The following is an 18,399-nucleotide window of genomic DNA, read 5'->3' on the forward strand; positions in this document are numbered from 1 at the left end:
TCGTGACGACGATGACTGCAGGGTCCGTACGCGAGTTCAAGATGCCCGACGTGGGCGAGGGACTCACCGAGGCGGAGATCCTCAAGTGGTACGTCCAGCCCGGTGACACGGTCACCGACGGCCAGGTGGTGTGCGAGGTCGAGACGGCGAAGGCCGCCGTCGAGCTGCCCATCCCCTACGACGGCGTGGTCCGCGCGCTGCACTTCCCCGAGGGCACCACGGTCGACGTGGGCACCTCGATCATCGCGGTGGCCGTCGGCGACGCGGCGGACGCCGGGGAGCCGGCGCAGGCCCCCGTCGAGGACACCGCGGCCGCACCGGCCCCGGCCGCCGCCCCGGCCGATGCCCCGGCCGAGGAGAAGAAGCCGGAGGGCCGCCAGCCCGTCCTGGTCGGGTACGGGGTGTCCACCTCCGCGACCCGCCGCCGCCCCCGCAAGGGCGCCCAGGCCCCGGCGGCGTCACCGGCGTCCGCCGCGATCCAGACGGAGATGAACGGGCACGGGCCGGCCGCCCCGGTCACCCGGGACCGTCCGCTCGCCAAGCCCCCGGTGCGCAAGCTCGCCAAGGACCTCGGCGTCGACCTGGCCACGGTCACCCCGACCGGCCCGGACGGCGTCATCACCCGCGAGGACGTGCACGCGGCGGTGGCGCCGGCTCCCGCACCCGAGGCGGCCCCGGTGGCCCCCGCCGCCACCGCCCCCGCGGCTCCCGCACCGGCCCCGGCGGCGGCGTCGTACGACACGGCGCGCGAGACCCGCGTCCCGGTCAGGGGCGTCCGCAAGGCGACGGCGGCGGCGATGGTCGGTTCGGCCTTCACCGCGCCGCACGTGACCGAGTTCGTGACGGTCGACGTGACGCGCACGATGAAGCTGGTCGACGAGCTGAAGCAGGACAAGGAGTTCGCGGGCCTGCGGGTGAACCCGCTCCTGCTGATCGCCAAGGCACTGCTGGTCGCGATCAAGCGCAATCCGGACGTCAACGCGTCCTGGGACGAGGCGGCGCAGGAGATCGTGGTCAAGCACTACGTGAACCTGGGCATCGCCGCCGCGACCCCGCGCGGCCTGATCGTGCCGAACATCAAGGACGCCCACGCCAAGACGCTGCCGCAGCTGGCGGGCGCCCTGGGCGAGCTGGTGTCGACGGCGAGGGAGGGCAAGACCTCCCCGGCCGCCATGCAGGGCGGCACGGTGACCATCACCAACGTCGGCGTCTTCGGCGTCGACACCGGCACGCCGATCCTCAACCCCGGCGAGTCCGCGATCCTCGCGGTCGGCGCGATCAAGCTCCAGCCGTGGGTGCACAAGGGCAAGGTGAAGCCGCGTCAGGTGACGACCCTGGCGCTGAGCTTCGACCACCGCCTGGTCGACGGCGAGCTGGGCTCCAAGGTCCTCGCCGACGTGGCGGCGGTCCTGGAGCAGCCCAAGCGCCTGCTCACCTGGGCGTAGACACGACCGCGAACGGGCCCGCCGCGACAGCGGCGGGCCCGTTTCCGGTGCGTGGGGCGGCGGGGGTCAGCCCAGCTTGGCGAAGCCGTAGTTCATGAGCTTCGTGGCGTCCGTGGCGCGCTGCGAGGACGACGAGGAGGTCAGCACCGTGCCGATCACGGTCTTGCCCTTCCGGGTGGCGGCGAAGACCAGGCAGTACTTGGCCTCCGGACCGGACCCGGTCTTCACACCGATCGCGCCGCTGTAACTGCCCAGGAGCGTGTTGGTGTTGGTCCAGGGCGCCATCGTGCGGGTGCCGCCCGACTTGGTGACCGTCTTCGCCGTGTACTTCTTCGTCTTCACGATCGTGCGGAAGGTGGAGCTCTTCATCGCGCTGCTCGCGAGCTTCGTCAGGTCGCGCGGCGTGGAGTAGTTCTTGCCGTTGCCGATGCCGTCGAACGAGTCGAAGTGGGTGTTCTTCAGGCCGAGGCTCTTGGCGGTGGAGTTCATCTTGCCGATGAACGACTTCACCCGCGCGGCCCGGGTGCTGCCGGTGCCGAACTTGTCGGCCAGCGCGTACGCGGCGTCGCAGCCGGACGGCAGCATCAGCCCGTACAGCAGCTGGCGGACGGTCACCTTGTCGCCGACGATCAGGCGGGCCGAGGAGGCGTTCTTCGACACGATGTAGTCGCTGTACGCCATCTGGACCGTGACCTTGGCGTCCAGGTTCAGCTTGGGCTGCGAGAGCACGACCTTGGCGGTCATGATCTTCGTCGTGGAGCCGGTGGAGCGCTTGGTGTCCGCGGCCTTGGTGTAGAGCGACGCCCCGTTCGCGTTGTTCATCACGTAGCCGCCCTTGGCCACGATCGAGGGCACGGCGGGGGCGGCCTTGGCGTTGGCCGTGAGGTGCCGCGCGACGAGGCCCTTGCCGACCGCCCGGTAGTCCCCGGGGTGCGTGGGGGCCGCCTGTGCGGGCGCGACGGACAGGACTCCGGCCGCGAGCACGGCACCGCCGGTCACGGCGACGGCGGTGGCTCTGCGGAGGCGGGCGCGCTTCATGTCGTTTATCAAGTCAATTACCCCGATTGTCTGAAATCCCCTGAGACGCGCCCGAGTTGTGGTCGATCCGGCTTCGGTCGCGTCTGTGCGACTCGTGAATAGCACGGATGGTTGCACGGCGGCAGGGAGAGAGGGTCGGGTGTCCCCGCACGGGTGGTCGCGCGTCCGCATCGTGGACCCTCCCCCCCTTGTGTCCCTGTTGTATCTATCCTGTCGGCATGACCACGGCAGTGAAGCGGCCCCCCGCGGCGGACCGCGTCTACACCCATGTCAAGCAAGGTGTCCTGGAGCGCCGCTACGAGGGCGGGACCCTGCTCACCGAGGGAGAGCTCGCCGAAGCGGTGGGCGTCTCCCGCACGCCGGTGCGCGAGGCGCTGCTCCGACTGGAGGTCGAGGGGCTGCTGCGGCTCTACCCGAAGAAGGGCGCCATGGTGCTGCCGGTCTCCGCGCAGGAGATCGCGGACGTGGTGGAGACGCGGCTGCTGGTCGAGGAGCACGCGGCGAGGAAGGCGGTGCCCGCGCCGCCCGGTCTCGTGGAGCGGCTGGAGGGCCTGCTCGCCCGGCAGCGGCAGGAGGCCGCCGCCGGTGACTTCGCCGCCGCCGCCGTCTCGGACCGCTGCTTCCACGCGGAGATCGTCCGCAGTGGCGGCAACGAGATCCTCAACCGCCTCTACGACCAGCTCCGGGACCGTCAGCTGCGCATGGGTGTCGCCGTGATGCACTCCCATCCCGACCGGATCGCCAAGACCCTCTCCGAGCACGAGGAGATCCTGGAGGCGCTGCGCTCCGGGGACACGGAGGCGGCCGTCGGCGTGGTCCACCGGCACGTGGGCTGGTTCTCGCACCTGGCCCGGGGAGAGGTCCGATGAGCGGCTCGTCGGCGCTGCCGGGCGATCCTCCGGGTGGCCGGCGCGCGATCGCCGTGTGGGGCATCGGCGTCTCCGTCTACTTCGTCGCCGTCATCTTCCGCACCTCCCTGGGCGTGGCCGGCCTCGACGCCGCCGACCGCTTCCACGTCAACGCCTCGGCCCTGTCCACCTTCTCCATCCTCCAGCTGCTGGTCTACGCCGGGATGCAGATACCCGTCGGCCTGCTGGTCGACCGGCTCGGCACGAAGAAGGTGCTGGGCATCGGCGTGGTGCTGTTCACGGTGGGGCAGCTCGGCTTCGCCCTCTCGCCGTCGTACGGCATGGCGCTCGCCTCCCGGGCGCTGCTCGGCTGCGGGGACGCGATGACGTTCATCAGCGTGCTGCGGCTGGGCACGCGCTGGTTCCCGGCCCGGCGCGGGCCGATGGTCGCCCAGCTCGCCGGGCTGGTCGGCATGGCGGGCAACCTGGTCTCCACCCTCGTCCTCGCCCGGCTGCTGCACGGCATCGGGTGGACGGCGGCGTTCGCGGGCAGCGCGCTGGCGGGCGTGGTCGTGTTCGTCCTGCTGCTGCTGTTCCTCAAGGACCACCCGGAGGGGCACGAGCCGGGACCGCTGCCGCACCAGGGCGCCGCGTACGTGCGGCGGCAGATCGCCACCTCCTGGCGGGAGCCGGGCACGCGGCTCGGCCTGTGGGTGCACTTCACCACCCAGTTCCCGGCGATGGTGTTCCTGCTGCTGTGGGGGATGCCGTTCCTGGTCGAGGCGCAGGGGCTGTCCCGGGGCACGGCGGGCGAGCTGCTCACCCTCGTGGTGCTGTCCAACATGGCGGTCGGCCTGGTCTACGGCCAGATCATCGCTCGGCACCACGCGGCGCGGCTGCCACTGGCGCTCGGCACGGTGGGCGCGACGGCCCTCCTGTGGGCGGCGACGCTCGCCTACCCGGCCGACCGGGCGCCGATGTGGCTGCTCGTCGTGTTGTGCGCGGTCCTCGGGGCGTGCGGCCCGGCGTCGATGATCGGCTTCGACTTCGCGCGGCCGGCCAACCCGCCGGAGCGGCAGGGGACGGCGTCCGGGATCACGAACATGGGCGGCTTCGTGGCGTCGATGACCACGTTGTTCGCGATCGGCGTGCTGCTGGACGCCACCGGGGACGACTACCGGGTCGCGTTCTCCTCGGTCTTCGTGCTCCAGGCGCTCGGTGTCACGCAGATCATGCGGCTGCGGAGGCGGGCGGCGCGCAGGGAGCGGGAGCGCCTGGTCGCGAGCCGGGTGGAGACGGTGCACGTGCCGGTGTAGGCACCTGACGGCGGGCGGCGGGCCGGGGGCCGCTGCCCCCGGGCCGGGCGTCCGCTCCGTGCTACTGCGTCACCACGAAGTTCCGCAGGATGGCCGCCGTCAGGTCCGGGTCACCCTCCGCCTTGATGCGGTCCGCCGCCCCCTCCGGGGTCACGCGACCGCACGCCAGGCGGACGTAGGTCTCCCAGTCGAGGGTGAGGGTGGCGGCGGGCCCCAGGGCCGGGGCCGTCTCCAGGGTGCCGCGGCCCTGGATGTCGACGCGGATCGTACGCAGGAACTCCACCGGGCCGTGCACGTCGAAGACGACGGCGGAGCTGCGGGGCGCGTCCGCGCGCTCGGCGACGACGGCCGGCAGCTCGGCGAGCAGCACGTCACGGGCGACGTGAGCGCCGGGGGAGTCGAGGTTGCCGGGACGGCCGAGGGCCGTGCGCAGGTCCTGTTCGTGCGCCCACACGTCGAAGGCGTGCCGGCGCATCGCCTCCTCCAGGGTCAGCTCGGTGCCGAGCGGTCCGCGCACCTTCGTGCCGGGGTCCCGCGACTCGTTCCGCAGCTGGCGGTTGCGCCGGATGACCATGTACTCCAGCTCGGACGTCATCTCCGGCGCCGTGTGGTGGCGGCGGACGTCGACCTGCATCTCCATGTAGCGCTGGTGGTCGTTGGTGACGTGGAAGAGGTCGCGCGGGAGCGTGTGGATGGGCCGCGGGTCGCCCAGCATCTCCGAGTCCAGGCCGAGGACGTGGGAGACGATGTCGCGCACCGACCACCCCGGGCAGGGGGTGCGGCGGTTCCACTCTGCCTCCACGAGGGGCTGGACCAGCTCGGATATCGCCTCGATGGAGTGAGTCCAGGCGTCGGCGTAGGGCTGGAGGGTGGGATGCAGACTCACGGAACGGGACCCCTCGGCGGTCGGTACACGGTCGGTTTGCGGCGGCGGTGCCAGTGGGAGGTGGCTGCGGTCGGCGGGCGTCTTGGGACTCCCCCAACTCTTGGCTGCGCTCGAGCCAGGAGGGACCCCCAAGTTACGCTGCTGTGCGGCACCCCGGCAGTGCTTTCGTGTGACGATCGTAGGCCTGAGTGGACGGCTCGAATGCCAGGACGGTGGTAGTGTGCGCACCTCTTTGATCCAAATCGCCGTGAACGAGGACGAATCGGTGGAAGCGCGCCGTCGGCGGACGGCGGCGCTGGTACGGGAGCAGGCGGGCGCCGATCTCGTGGTCCTGCCGGAGCTGTGGACCACGGGGGCCTTCGCCTTCGAGGCGTTCGACGCGGAGGCCGAGCCGCTCCAGGGGCCGACGTACGAGGCGATGGCGAAGGCGGCGAGTGACGCGGGCGTGTGGCTGCACGCGGGATCCGTGCCCGAGCGCGGCCCTGACGGACACCTCTACAACACCTCTCTCGTCCTCTCCCCCTCCGGGGACCTGGCCGCCGCCTACCGCAAGATCCACCGGTTCGGCTTCGACAAGGGCGAGGCCGTGCTGATGGGCGCGGGCGACGAGCTGGTGACGGTCCGTCTGCCGGAGACGACCCTCGGTGTGGCGACCTGCTACGACCTCCGTTTCCCCGAGCTGTTCCGCGGTCTGGTCGACGCCGGGGCCGAGACCCTGGTGGTCCCGGCGGGCTGGCCGGAGCGCCGCCGGTCCCACTGGACGCTCCTGGCGCAGGCACGGGCGGTGGAGAACCAGGCGTTCGTCCTCGCCTGCGGAACGGCCGGGACACATGCCGGAGTTCCGCAGGCAGGGCACTCGATCGTGGTCGACCCCTGGGGCGAGGTGCTGGCGCAGGCCGGAGGGGACGAGGAGGTCCTCACGGTGGAGTTCGACCCGGCGAAGGTGGCGCGGACCCGGGAGCAGTTCCCGGCGCTGAAGGACCGGATGCTGGGGCTGCCGGCGCCGCGCCGGTGACGGGACCGGCGCACGCGCCCACGGGTCCGTCGCACCCGTGACGGCCGGCCGCGCCGCCTGTCAGTCGTCCGCCCCGTCCGTCCGGTCCGCCCCGTCGCCCTTCTCGCGTTCCTTCTCCGCGAGGTGGATGACGCACACCGTCAGCGCGATCAGCAGGGCCGGGTCCGCGTCGTCCCGTACGACGTCCACGCCGTAGGTGTCCCGCAGGGTCAGCCATCGCCGGGAGACGACGGCCAGCAGTTCGCCGTCGTACTCGATGGCGAACTCCCGGTCGAGGATCCTGCCGCTGACGTCCAGCTCGGTGCCGTCGGCCAGGGAGACCCGGTAGTGGTTGCGCAGCAGGGACAGCCGCTTGCGCTTGATCCGGGCCAGCGGCTCGTCGCCCCGTTCGATCACCATCGTGTCGCGCAGGGCGAACATCTTCTGGTGGATGTCGACGAGCACCCGCCCCTGGGTGTCCTTCAGCTCCCAGGTGTCCCGCAGACGCATCGCCTTGCCGTCGACGAGGTACACCTTGTTGCCGTTGTCGTCCTCGATCCAGTAGTCGTCACCGAAGCCGAGGAGCCGGTCGTACACGAGGAATCTCATGTCGTGATCGCTTCCCCGCGGGGCGTCGCCGAACGCCGCCGGTAGGCCGACAGGCCGAGTGCCGTGGGCGGGGCGGGGGCCCCAAGGGGCTCCACCGGTCCGACCACCCGCCCCCGACCGTCACCCGCCCGGCCGGTCGGCCGGGACGACCCGGGACGCCCGGTACGCCCGTGTCAGGCGCCGTAGCCGTTGTTGTAGCCGTCGCGCATGTGGGGCCTTTCCTCGACGACCGGGGTCGTGGGCGGCATCATGACGCGGCGGCGTCGGGCGATGCTGCTGAACGTCGCGACACCGATCAGGCCGACGATCATGAAGATCACACCGACCAGGTCGAGGTTGACGCCCTGCATGTCCCAGTCGGTCGCGAACGTGAGGATGGCTCCCACGGCGATGAGGATGATGCACCCGCCGAGGCCCATGAGTATTGCCTCCCTGTAGATCCGGTCGGCTCCGGGTTTCCGGTCGATCCGGTTCCGTTCGGGTACCCCGGCTGTCAACCCCCATGCCGCGGCGTGTCGTTCCACGCCGCGGCCGGGCGGTGCGCCTACGGCCGCAGGAAGGCCACCAGCGCGTTCGCCAGCAGGTACGGGTCGTCGGCGCCGCACAACTCCCGGGCGCTGTGCATCGAGAGGATGGCCGCGCCGATGTCGACGGTGCTGATGCCGTGCCGGGCGGCGGTGATCGGGCCGATGGTCGTGCCGCACGGCATGGAGTTGTTGGAGACGAAGGTCTGGAAGGGGACGTCCGCCTTCTCGCAGGCCGCGGCGAACACCGCGCGGCCCGAACCGTCGGTGGCGTAGCGGTTGTTGACGTTCACCTTGAGGATGGGGCCGCCGTTGACGCGCGGGTGGTGCGTCGGGTCGTGCCGCTCGGCGTAGTTGGGGTGGACGGCGTGGCCGGTGTCGGAGGAGAGGCAGACCGTGCCGGCGAAGGCGCGGGCCCGGTCCTCGTACGAGCCGCCGCGCGCGAACACCGAGCGCTCCAGCACGCTGCCGAGCAGCGGGCCGTCCGCCCCCGTGTCCGACTGGGAGCCGGTCTCCTCGTGGTCGAAGGCGGCGAGGACGGGGATGTACGGCAGGTCGGTGCCGGCGGACGCGACCGAGGCCAGGGCGGCCACTCCGGCGTGCACGGAGAGGAGGTTGTCCATGCGGGGGCCGGCCACCAGGTCCCGGTCGCGCCCCAGGTACGCCGGGGGCTCCACGGAGTGGGTCATCAGGTCCCAGCCGGTGACCTGCCCGCGGTCCAGTCCCGCCTCCTCCTCCAGGAAGGCGATCAGGTCGCCGTCGCGGACGGTGTCGCCGAGGCCCCAGACGGGCTGGAGGTGGCGCTGCTTGTCGAGCTTGAGGCCCTCCGCCGTCACGTTGCGGTCCATGTGGATGGCGAGCTGCGGGACGCGCAGCAGCGGGCGGTCCACGTGCACCAGACGCGTGGAGCCGTCGCGCAGGGTCAGCCGGCCGGCCAGCCCCAGGTCCCGGTCCAGCCAGGAGTTCATCAGCGGGCCGCCGTAGATCTCCACGGCGACCTGGCGCCAGCCGTGCGTGCCGGTGTCGGGGCGCGGCTTCACCCGCAGGTTGGGGGAGTCGGTGTGCGCGCCGACGATGCGGAACGGGGTGTGCGGCGCGGCGCCCTCGGGGACGTACCAGGCCACGATCGCGCCGCCGCGCAGCACGTACCTGCCGCCGGTGGTCCCGTCCCAGGCGTCCGTCTCGGCGACCTGGCGGAAGCCGGCCTTCTCCAGCCGCTCGGCGGCGTTCGCGACGGCGTGGTACGGCGTCGGACTGGCCGCCAGGAAGGTCATCAGGTCGTCGGTGTGGCCGCGGTGGAAGCGGGACGGTGCGCTCATGGGTTCACCTTAACGACGTACGAGGGCCCGCTCCCGGGTTGGCGGGAGCGGGCCCTCGTGAGGGTGTGTGGGAATGGTGGAGGGGCCTTCCGCGGGGGCTAGAAGGCCGCCTCGTCCAGCTCCATCAGGTCCAGTTCGACACCCTGGGCGACCTTGCGGGCCAGCGTCAGGCCGGGCAGGACGTTGGCCGCGAAGAACTTCGCCGCCGCGATCTTGCCGGTGTAGAAGGCCTTGTCCTTCGCGCTCGCCGTCGGCAGCTTCTCGGCGGCGATGGCGGCGCCCTTGAGGAGCAGGTAACCGACGATCACGTCGCCGGAGGCGAGCAGCAGGCGGGTGGTGTTGAGGCCCACCTTGTAGATGTTCTTGACGTCCTGCTCGGTGGCGGCCAGGTCGGTGAGCATGACGCCGACGATGGCCTCCAGCTCGACGGCGGCCTTGGCCAGGTGCTCGCGGGCGCCGGCCAGCTCCTCGCCACCGGTGGCGAGGGCCAGGAACTTCTTGATGTCCTCGGCGAGCGAGTTCAGCGCGGCGCCCTGGTTGCGGACGATCTTCCGGAAGAAGTAGTCCTGGCCCTGGATCGCCGTGGTGCCCTCGTACAGGGTGTCGATCTTGGCGTCGCGGATGTACTGCTCGATCGGGTACTCCTGGAGGAACCCGGAGCCGCCGAAGGTCTGGAGCGACTGGGCGAGCTGCTCGTAGGCCTTTTCCGACCCGTAGCCCTTGACGATCGGCAGGAGCAGGTCGTTGAGGGCGTGCTCGGTCGAGGCGTCCTCGCCGTTCGCCTCCTTGACCTGGATCTCGTCCTGGACGGAGGCGGTGTACATGACGAGGGCGCGCATGCCCTCCGCGTACGCCTTCTGCGTCATGAGGGAGCGGCGGACGTCCGGGTGGTGCGTGATGGTGACCTTGGGGGCCGTCTTGTCCATGAAGTTGGCCAGGTCGGGGCCCTGGACGCGCTCCTTGGCGTACTCCAGGGCGTTGAGGTAGCCCGTGGAGAGGGTGGAGATCGCCTTCGTGCCGACCATCATGCGGGCGAACTCGATGATGCGGAACATCTGGCGGATGCCGTCGTGCTTGTCACCGATCAGCCAGCCCTTGGCGGGGTGGCGGTCGCCGAAGGTCATCTCGCAGGTGTTGGAGGCCTTCAGGCCCATCTTGTGCTCGACGTTGGTGGCGTAGACGCCGTTGCGCTCGCCCAGCTCACCGGTCTCGAAGTCGAACTCGTACTTCGGGACGAGGAAGAGGGACAGGCCCTTGGTGCCGGGGCCGGCGCCCTCGGGGCGGGCCAGGACGTAGTGGAGGATGTTCTCCGACATGTCGTGCTCGCCGGACGTGATGAAGCGCTTGACGCCCTCGATGTGCCAGGAGCCGTCCTCCTGCTGCACGGCCTTGGTGCGGCCGGCGCCCACGTCCGAGCCGGCGTCCGGCTCGGTGAGGACCATGGTGGAGCCCCACTGCTTCTCGACGGCGATCGAGGCGATGTGCTTCTGGACCTCGTTGCCCTCCTCGAAGAGGATGCCCGCGAAGGCCGGGCCGGAGGAGTACATCCACACGGCCGGGTTGGCACCGAGGATCAGCTCCGCGTAGGCCCAGATCAGGGAGCGCGGCGAGGTGGTGCCGCCGATCTCCTCGGGCAGGCCCAGGCGCCAGTACTCGGAGTCCATGAAGGCCTGGTAGCTCTTCTTGAAGGACGCCGGGACCGGCGCGGTGTTGGTCTCCGGGTCGAAGACCGGCGGGTTGCGGTCCGCGTCGGCGAAGGACTCGGCCAGCTCGTTCTCCGAGAGGCGGGTCAGCTCCTCCAGAACGCTCCTGGCGGTGTCCGTGTCCATCTCCGCGAACGGGCCGGTGCCGTAGACCTTGTCGCGGCCGAGCACCTCGAAGAGGTTGAACTCGATGTCCCGGAGATTCGGCTTGTAGTGCCCCATGGCGACGGCTCCGTTGAGAGAGGGGCGAGGCACTGACTCCTCGCATCTGTACACATACCGACTGCGCGTACCAAGCAGTAGCTACGATGATGCTACCCGTCGGTAATAAGAAGCAACCCCGAGTCGGTCATCTGTGACTCGTTACTCGTTAGTCTTTGCGGCATGTACGGCTACGACCAGACCGCGGGTCCTCAGCAGCAGCAGTACGCGCCGCCGCAGCAGCCGATGTCCGGCGGGTACGGGCAGCAGCCGCCGCTGTACCCCGAGCCGTCCCCGCCCTCGCTCGCGGACGCGGTGCGCGCCTTCACCACCGGCCAGATGTCCGCCGAGGACTTCCAGCAGATCTTCGCCACCTCGAAGGTCTACTGCCCGCGCGGCGACAACCCGGGCTTCCTCGCGCTGCACAACACCCAGCAGCCCGTGATCCCGATGTTCACCAGCCTCAAGGAACTGCGCCGCTACGCCGGCAAGGAGTCCAAGTACTTCGTGATCACCGGCGCCGAGGTGATCGACCTGCTGCCCACCGGCTACGGCTTCGTGCTGGACATGGAGGGGGAGCACCGGATGGTGTTCGACGCCAAGGCTGTCGAACAGATGGTCGATTTCGCCATGCGCCGGATGTACGGCTAGGCGCCATCACCTCACAGGCGGTCGGACGTGACCGCCGACACCGTGAGCCCGGAGGGAATGCCCTCCGGGCTTTCGTGGTTCGAGGTGACAAGAAGTTCAACGCTCAACTAAAGTGGGGCGCACACCGCCCGAGGAGGTCGACATGCCTGCCGTGACCGTCGAGAACCCGTTGACGCTGCCCCGCGTATCCGCGCCCGCCGACGCCGTCGCACGTCCCGTGCTGACCGTCACGACCGCGCCCAGCGGTTTCGAGGGCGAGGGCTTCCCGGTGCGCCGCGCGTTCGCCGGGATCAACTACCGCCACCTCGACCCGTTCATCATGATGGACCAGATGGGTGAGGTGGAGTACGCGCCCGGGGAGCCCAAGGGCACGCCCTGGCACCCGCACCGCGGCTTCGAGACCGTCACCTACATCATCGACGGGATCTTCGACCACCAGGACTCCAACGGCGGTGGCGGCACCATCACCAACGGCGACACCCAGTGGATGACGGCGGGCTCCGGCCTGCTGCACATCGAGGCGCCGCCGGAGCAGCTGGTCATGTCCGGCGGGCTCTTCCACGGCCTCCAGCTGTGGGTGAACCTCCCGGCCAGGGACAAGATGATGGCCCCGAGGTACCAGGACATCCGCAGCGGCAGCGTCCAGTTGCTCACCTCCCCCGACGGCGGCGCGCTGCTGCGCGTCATCGCGGGCGAGCTGGACGGCCACGAGGGTCCCGGCATCACGCACACCCCGATCACGATGGTCCACGCGACCCTCGCGCCGGGCGCCGAGATCACCCTGCCGTGGCGGGAGGAGTTCAACGGGCTGGCGTACGTCATGGCCGGCCGCGGGTCGGTGGGCGCCGAACGGCGGCCGATCCACCTGGGGCAGACCGCGGTCTTCGGCGCCGGGGGCTCGCTGACCGTCCGCGCGGACGACAAGCAGGACGGGCACACCCCCGACCTGGAGGTCGTGCTCCTCGGCGGACAGCCGATCCGGGAGCCGATGGCGCACTACGGTCCGTTCGTCATGAACACCAAGGACGAGCTGATGCAGGCCTTCGAGGACTTCCAGAAGGGCCGGCTCGGCACGGTCCCGGCCGTGCACGGCATGTCCGCGGCGGGGCCGGACGCCTGACACCGGTCCCCGGCTGACAGCACGTCACGCTGACACCGCGTCACCCGGGCGGGCGGTCCGCACAGGACAGCCCGCCCGGTGCGTGATCGGCTGGTGGGGTGCAGCTGCTTCCCGGTCCGGTACGTCGGTTCGCCGCCTGGTGCGCCGTCATCCTGCTCGCCGCCGGCGTCGGCTACGTCGCGATCCGGCTCTGCGTGGAGCTGCGCACCGCCGTGACACCGGCGCTGCTCGCGTTGCTCGGCACCGCCCTGCTCCGGCCGCTGCACCGGCGGATGGTGAAGGCGCACGTCCAGCGGTCGCTGGCCGCCGGGCTCACCTGCGTCGCCGTCGTCGCGGTGGTCGGCGGGGCCGTGTACATCGTCGTCTCCGCGCTCATCGAGACCGGGGACCAGATCGTCGCCTCGGTGCGCAGCGCGGCCCGGGACATCGCCGACCACTTCGGGGCGGCCGGGACCTCGCTGGACGACATGGCGTCCAACGCGCGGGAGCTGCTCGGGAAGTTCGGCGGTACGGCCGCCTCCGGCGTGGTGACCGGCATCAGCGTCGTCGGCGAGATGATCGCCATGGCCGTGCTGGCGCTGCTGCTCGTCTTCTTCTTCCTGCGCGACTCCGACCGGGCCGTCGGCACGGTGCGGGCCCTCTCGCCGCCGCACAGCGCCGACACGGTGGAGGCCATGGCACGGCGGGCCTTCGGCGCCGTCGAGGGCTTCATGCGGGGCACCACCCTCATCGCCCTCATCGACGCGCTCTGCATCACCGTCGGGCTGCTCGTCCTGCGCGTCCCCGGCTCCGTCGGGCTCGGCGCGCTGGTCTTCGTCGGCGCCTACATCCCCTACCTCGGCGCCTTCATCTCCGGGACCGTGGCGATCCTGGTCGCGCTGGCCGACCGCGGGTTCGTCATCGCGCTGTGGGCGCTCGGCGTGGTGCTGGCCGTGCAGGTGCTGGAGGGGCACGTGCTCCAGCCGATGGTCCAGAGCCGGACCGTGCAGATGCATCCCGCGATCGTGCTGCTGGCGCTCACGGCGGGGGCGTCGGTGGCGGGCATCCTGGGGATGCTGCTCGCCGTGCCGCTCACCGCGGCCGCGTTCGGCGTCGTGCACGAGCTCCAGGGGCGTTACGCGGCCTCGGGGCCGTCCTCCGCGTCCGGGCCGAAGCCGTCCGCGGGGTCCGGGCCGTAGCCGTCGTCGGGTTCCGTGGACTCGTAGACCTCGTACCAGATGCTCTTGCCCTCGCCGCGCGGCGCGACGCCCCACTCGTCGGCGAGCAGCTCGATCAGCATCAGGCCGCGCCCGGAGGAGGCCATCTCCCCCGGCCGGCGCTTGTGCGGCAGGTCGTCGCCGCTGTCGGTCACCTCGACCCGGATGCGCCGTTCCCCCGGCGCCCCGGTGACCTCGGCGACCAGCAGGGCGTCGGCGTCCGTGTGCACCAGGACGTTCGTCAGCATCTCGGAGAGCAGGAGCACCGCCGCATCCCGCTGCTCCTCGCTGGGCCAGTCGCGCAGCAGGTCCCGCAGGTGCTGGCGGGCGGTGGCGATCCGCTCCGGCTCGGCCTGCGCGACCGTGAGCATGGTGCGGCGCAGGGGCGTCCGGAGCACGGGGCTGTCCCCGCATCCGCAGCCCCCGCCCTCCCGGCACAGCAGCAGCAGGGCGATGTCGTCCTCCCGCCGGTCGGCGAGCGGGCCCGTGGTGTGGTGCGAGGAGGGTCCGTGCACGGCCTGGACCAGCGCGTCGGCCAGTTCCTCCAGGGCCCCCTCGTGCTCTTCCAGGATGACGCGGAGCCGGTCCCAGCCGGAGTGCAGATCGTGGCCGCCGGTCTCGACCAGGCCGTCCGTGCACAGCATCAGGGTGTCCCCGGGCTCCAGGGCGAGCCGCGTGGTCGGGTAGTCGGAGTCCGGGTCGATACCGAGCGGCAGCCCGCCCGCCGTGGCCCGGATCAGCGCCGTCCCGTCCGCCATGCGCACCACCGGGTCCAGATGCCCGGCGCGGGCGCTCTCCAGGGTGCCGGTGGCCGGGTCCACCTCGGCGTAGTAGCAGGTGGCGAAGCGCAGGTCGCCGGGGTCGTCGGCCTGGGTGAGGCCGTGGAAGAAGTGGGAGGCGCGGGAGAGCACCGCGTCGGGTCGGTGCCCCTCGGCGGCGTAGGCGCGCAGGGCGATGCGCAACTGCCCCATCAGTCCGGCCGCGCGGACGTCGTGGCCCTGGACGTCGCCGATGACCAGGGCGAAGCGGCCGCCGGGCAGCGGGATCATGTCGTACCAGTCGCCGCCCACCTGGAGGCCACCGCCGGTGGGGACGTAACGGGCCGCGACCGTCATGCCGGGGATCTCCGGGGCGAGCACCGGCAGCATGGAGCGCTGCAACCCGTCCGTCAGCTCCCGCTGGGTCTCGGCGGCACCCGCCCGGGACAGCGCCTGCGCCAGCATCCGCGCCACCGTGGTGAGCACCGACCGCTCGTCCGGCGTGAACGCGACCGGGTAGGCGAAGGCCGCCATCCACGCCCCCATGGTGCGACCCGCGACGGTCAGCGGCAGGAAGGCCCAGGAACGGCGGCCGAAGCGCTCGGCGAGCGGCCAGGTGAGCGGGTAGCGGGAGCGGTACTGCTCGGGGGAGGAGAGGTACACGGCGCGCCCGGCGCGGACCACCTCGGCGGCCGGGTAGTCCGTCTCCAGGGGCATGTTCACGAACGGGTTCATGTCGTTCTCGGGCTGCCCGTGGTGGCCGATGACCGTCAGGCGGTCGCCCGAGACGCCGAAGACCGCGAGTCCGTCCGGCGAGAACCCCGGCATCGACAGGCCCGCCGCGACCCGCAGCACCTCCTCGGTGGACCGCGCCTCGGCCAGCGCCCGGCCCGCGTCCAGGAGGAAGGCCTCCCGGGAACGCCGCCAGTCGCCGGTGACCGCGCTGCGTCCCGCGGGGGTGCCCGGGGCGGGCTCGGCGACCTCCTGGAGGGTGCCGATCAGCTTGTAGGCCTTGCGCACGGGGTCGAACGACGGCCTGGAGCGGCTGCGCACCATGCGGACGACGTGGCCCTGCTCGTCCATGATGCGGATCCGCACCTCGGCGAGGGTGCCCTCGGTGGCGGCCAGCGCGACGACCCCGGTGATCTCGTTCCAGTCCACCGGATGCAGCCGGGACCGCACCCGGGCCTCGGTGTGCACGGCGCACCGCGTGGGCAGCCCGAGCAGCCGGGCGGCCTCCGCGTCGACCGTGACCTCCCCCGTGGCGGTGTCCCACTGCCACAGACCGGTCGCGAGAGCGGTAAGGAGGTCCCCCACCTCGGGCAGGGGGTCACCAGTGCGCATTGCCCCACTGTAAGAACAGGTGATCGCAGACTGCCACCGGTCGCCGTCCCGGCGCCCTCCCGCCGCCCATGGGGAGGAACGCAGCGGTGGGTCCCCGGTACGCTGGGGTTGTTTCACGTGAAACGCGAAACACCATCCCCGATCCACGAAGGCTGGATGAACGACGATGCATCGGTACAGGTCCCACACCTGCGGCGAGCTCCGCTCCTCTGACGTCGGCACCGACGTCCGACTGAGTGGCTGGCTGCACAATCGGCGCGACCTGGGCGGCATCCTCTTCATCGATCTGCGCGATCACTACGGCATCACGCAGCTCGTCGCCCGTCCGGGCACCGAGGCCTACGAGGCGCTGGACAAGCTGACCAAGGAGTCGACCGTCCGGGTCGACGGCAAGGTCGTCTCCCGCGGCGCCGACAACATCAACTCCGAGCTGCCGACCGGTGAGGTCGAGGTCGAGGTGGGCGAGGTCGAGCTGCTGGGCGCCGCCCAGCCGCTGCCCTTCACCATCAACACCGAGGACGGGGTGAACGAGGAGCGGCGTCTGGAGTACCGCTTCCTGGACCTGCGCCGTGAGCGCATGCACCGCAACATCATGCTGCGCACGGCGGTCATCTCCGCCATCCGCCACAAGATGGTGGCGCTCGGCTTCAACGAGATGGCGACGCCCATCCTCACCGCCACCTCCCCCGAGGGCGCCCGCGACTTCGTCGTGCCCTCGCGCCTGCACGCGGGCCGCTTCTACGCCCTGCCCCAGGCCCCGCAGCAGTTCAAGCAGCTGCTGATGATCTCCGGCTTCGACCGGTACTTCCAGATCGCGCCCTGCTTCCGCGACGAGGACGCCCGCGCCGACCGCTCGCCGGGCGAGTTCTACCAGCTCGACGTCGAGATGAGCTTCGTCGAGCAGGAGGACGTCTTCCAGCCGGTCGAGCGGCTCATGACCGAGCTGTTCACCGAGTTCGGCGGCGGCCGCGAGGTGACCTCCCCCTTCCCGCGCATCCCGTTCCGCGAGGCGATGCTGAAGTACGGCTCCGACAAGCCGGACCTGCGGGCCAAGCTGGAGCTGGTCGACATCAGCGACGTCTTCGAGGGCTCGGAGTTCAAGGCCTTCGCCGGCAAGCACGTCCGCGCGCTGGCCGTCCCGGACGTCTCGGGCCAGCCGCGCAAGTTCTTCGACCAGCTCGGTGACTACGCCGTCTCGCAGGGCGCCAAGGGCCTGGCCTGGGTCCGCGTCGGTGAGGATGGCACGCTGAGCGGGCCGATCGCGAAGTTCCTCACCGAGGAGAACGTCGCCGAGCTGACCAAGCGCCTGTCCCTGGCCGCCGGTCACGCGGTGTTCTTCGGTGCGGGCGAGTTCGACGAGGTCTCGAAGATCATGGGCGCGGTGCGGGTCGAGGCCGCCAAGCGTGCCGGGCACTTCGAGGAGAACGTCTTCCGCTTCTGCTGGATCGTCGACTTCCCGATGTACGAGAAGGACGAGGACACGGGGAAGATCGACTTCTCCCACAACCCCTTCTCGATGCCGCAGGGCGGAATGGACGCCCTGGAGAACCAGGACCCGCTGGACATCCTGGCGTGGCAGTACGACATCGTCTGCAACGGTGTCGAGCTGTCCTCCGGCGCCATCCGGAACCACGAGCCGGACATCATGCTCAAGGCCTTCGAGATCGCGGGCTACGACGCGGAGACCGTCGAGCGCGAGTTCGCCGGCATGCTGCGCGCGTTCCGCTTCGGCGCCCCGCCGCACGGCGGCATCGCCCCGGGCGTCGACCGCATCGTGATGCTGCTGGCCGACGAGCCCAACATCCGCGAGACCATCGCCTTCCCGCTCAACGGCAACGCCCAGGACCTGATGATGGGCGCGCCGACCGAGCTGGACGAGTCCCGGCTGAGGGAGCTGCACCTTTCGGTGCGCAAGCCGCAGCCGAAGTAGGCGGTAGACGCGCGAGGGGCCCGGCATCGACACCGATGCCGGGCCCCTCGCGTGTTCCGCCGCGGGCCTATCGCGCCACGAACTGGGTCAGGATCGCCTGGACCTCGTAGATGTCGACGCCCTTGGTGAAGGTCTTCTGGATGGGGGCCGGGGAGCCGGAGAGCCAGATCTTCAGCTCGGCGTCGAGGTCGAAGGTGCCGGCCGTCTCGACCGCGAAGTGCGTGATGCTGCGGTACGGGATCGAGTGGTACTCGGTCTTCTTGCCGGTGATGCCCTGTTTGTCGACCAGGATCAGCCGCCGGTCGGTGAACAGGATGGTGTCGCGGATCAGCAGGTAGGCGGCGTGGATCTGTTCGCCGTGGCCGAGCAGACGGGCGTACTCGTGCTGCGCCTGGGCCGGGTCGATGCTGTGCGCGTTGCCGAACAGTGCCATGGTTCCCCCCACGTGAGCGTGTCGTGGGTCCGATCCTCGCAAAAGCGGGGGGCCCGGGAGAAGGTCCGCCCCTCCCGGGCCCCG

Annotated in this window: 16 protein-coding genes; 8 read left to right on the forward strand and 8 right to left on the reverse strand. The window is 71.0% G+C overall.

All coding sequences use genetic code 11. The annotated features are described in order from the left end of the window. The first annotated feature begins 2 nt into the window (after positions 1–2). The gene (locus ACZ6EG_RS09410; protein WP_391970887.1) at positions 3–1,445 is read left to right on the forward strand and encodes a dihydrolipoamide acetyltransferase family protein; all 1,443 of its coding nucleotides are present in this window, start codon (positions 3–5) and stop codon (positions 1,443–1,445) included. A gap of 66 nt (positions 1,446–1,511) precedes the next feature. Here the strand turns inward: ACZ6EG_RS09410 and ACZ6EG_RS09415 are convergent, their stop codons facing one another. Beyond that, positions 1,512–2,483: a D-alanyl-D-alanine carboxypeptidase family protein gene (locus ACZ6EG_RS09415; RefSeq protein ID WP_391970886.1), complete on the reverse strand. Its 972-nt coding sequence runs from the start codon at positions 2,481–2,483 to the stop codon at positions 1,512–1,514. A gap of 218 nt (positions 2,484–2,701) precedes the next feature. Between ACZ6EG_RS09415 and ACZ6EG_RS09420 the strand changes: the two genes are divergently transcribed. After that, on the forward strand, positions 2,702–3,352 hold the full coding sequence (locus ACZ6EG_RS09420; RefSeq protein ID WP_391970885.1) for a GntR family transcriptional regulator: 651 nt from the start codon (positions 2,702–2,704) through the stop codon (positions 3,350–3,352). Next, positions 3,349–4,647, forward strand: a complete 1,299-nt coding sequence (locus tag ACZ6EG_RS09425) for an MFS transporter (RefSeq protein ID WP_391970884.1) — start codon at positions 3,349–3,351, stop codon at positions 4,645–4,647. The genes ACZ6EG_RS09420 and ACZ6EG_RS09425 overlap by 4 nt, the downstream gene beginning before the upstream one ends. 61 nt (positions 4,648–4,708) lie before the next feature. Here ACZ6EG_RS09425 and ACZ6EG_RS09430 read toward each other — a convergent pair whose 3' ends face one another. After that, positions 4,709–5,533: a maleylpyruvate isomerase family mycothiol-dependent enzyme gene (locus ACZ6EG_RS09430; RefSeq protein WP_391970883.1), complete on the reverse strand. Its 825-nt coding sequence runs from the start codon at positions 5,531–5,533 to the stop codon at positions 4,709–4,711. Between the two features lie 220 nt (positions 5,534–5,753). On the opposite strand from ACZ6EG_RS09430, the gene ACZ6EG_RS09435 reads away from it, so the two are divergent. Next, a complete protein-coding gene (locus tag ACZ6EG_RS09435) occupies positions 5,754–6,548 on the forward strand; it encodes a carbon-nitrogen family hydrolase (RefSeq protein ID WP_391970882.1) in 795 nt (264 codons plus the stop codon). 60 nt (positions 6,549–6,608) lie between these two features. Here ACZ6EG_RS09435 and ACZ6EG_RS09440 read toward each other — a convergent pair whose 3' ends face one another. The 4 genes from ACZ6EG_RS09440 to ACZ6EG_RS09455 all read right to left on the reverse strand — a co-directional run bounded on the left by ACZ6EG_RS09440 (position 6,609) and on the right by ACZ6EG_RS09455 (position 10,904). Beyond that, a complete protein-coding gene (locus ACZ6EG_RS09440; RefSeq protein WP_384689724.1) occupies positions 6,609–7,136 on the reverse strand; it encodes an LURP-one-related/scramblase family protein in 528 nt (175 codons plus the stop codon). Positions 7,137–7,309: 173 nt separating this feature from the next. Then, positions 7,310–7,555: a DUF6458 family protein gene (locus tag ACZ6EG_RS09445; RefSeq protein ID WP_356602510.1), complete on the reverse strand. Its 246-nt coding sequence runs from the start codon at positions 7,553–7,555 to the stop codon at positions 7,310–7,312. 125 nt (positions 7,556–7,680) lie between these two features. Beyond that, complete coding sequence (locus ACZ6EG_RS09450) at positions 7,681–8,979, reverse strand: M18 family aminopeptidase (RefSeq protein WP_391970881.1); 1,299 nt, start codon at positions 8,977–8,979, stop codon at positions 7,681–7,683. Between the two features lie 98 nt (positions 8,980–9,077). Then, positions 9,078–10,904 carry an acyl-CoA dehydrogenase gene (locus ACZ6EG_RS09455; RefSeq protein ID WP_391970921.1) on the reverse strand — a complete coding sequence of 609 codons (1,827 nt, stop codon included), beginning with the start codon at positions 10,902–10,904 and terminating at the stop codon, positions 9,078–9,080. Between the two features lie 162 nt (positions 10,905–11,066). Here ACZ6EG_RS09455 and ACZ6EG_RS09460 point away from each other — a divergent pair, with 162 nt between their 5' ends. The 3 genes from ACZ6EG_RS09460 (at position 11,067) to ACZ6EG_RS09470 (ending at position 13,832) form a co-directional block, all read left to right on the forward strand. After that, positions 11,067–11,534 (forward strand): SseB family protein, encoded by a 468-nt coding sequence (locus tag ACZ6EG_RS09460; protein ID WP_469603027.1) that lies wholly within the window; start codon positions 11,067–11,069, stop codon positions 11,532–11,534. Positions 11,535–11,676: 142 nt separating this feature from the next. After that, the gene (locus tag ACZ6EG_RS09465; RefSeq protein ID WP_391970879.1) at positions 11,677–12,654 is read left to right on the forward strand and encodes a pirin family protein; all 978 of its coding nucleotides are present in this window, start codon (positions 11,677–11,679) and stop codon (positions 12,652–12,654) included. A gap of 98 nt (positions 12,655–12,752) precedes the next feature. Continuing rightward, positions 12,753–13,832, forward strand: coding sequence for an AI-2E family transporter (locus ACZ6EG_RS09470; RefSeq protein WP_469603031.1), 1,080 nt, complete (start codon positions 12,753–12,755; stop codon positions 13,830–13,832). Here the strand turns inward: ACZ6EG_RS09470 and ACZ6EG_RS09475 are convergent. Beyond that, positions 13,769–15,952 carry a SpoIIE family protein phosphatase gene (locus ACZ6EG_RS09475; protein WP_469603034.1) on the reverse strand — a complete coding sequence of 728 codons (2,184 nt, stop codon included), beginning with the start codon at positions 15,950–15,952 and terminating at the stop codon, positions 13,769–13,771. The two genes, ACZ6EG_RS09470 and ACZ6EG_RS09475, sit on opposite strands and share 64 nt — an antisense overlap. 166 nt (positions 15,953–16,118) lie before the next feature. On the opposite strand from ACZ6EG_RS09475, the gene aspS reads away from it, so the two are divergent. Further along, the gene (aspS, locus tag ACZ6EG_RS09480) at positions 16,119–17,882 is read left to right on the forward strand and encodes an aspartate--tRNA ligase (protein WP_383650517.1); all 1,764 of its coding nucleotides are present in this window, start codon (positions 16,119–16,121) and stop codon (positions 17,880–17,882) included. Between the two features lie 67 nt (positions 17,883–17,949). Here the strand turns inward: aspS and ACZ6EG_RS09485 are convergent, their stop codons facing one another. Continuing rightward, complete coding sequence (locus tag ACZ6EG_RS09485) at positions 17,950–18,315, reverse strand: PH domain-containing protein (protein WP_356602496.1); 366 nt, start codon at positions 18,313–18,315, stop codon at positions 17,950–17,952. Between the last annotated feature and the right edge of the window lie 84 nt (positions 18,316–18,399).

Source organism: Streptomyces sp. NPDC041968, assembly GCF_055589025.1.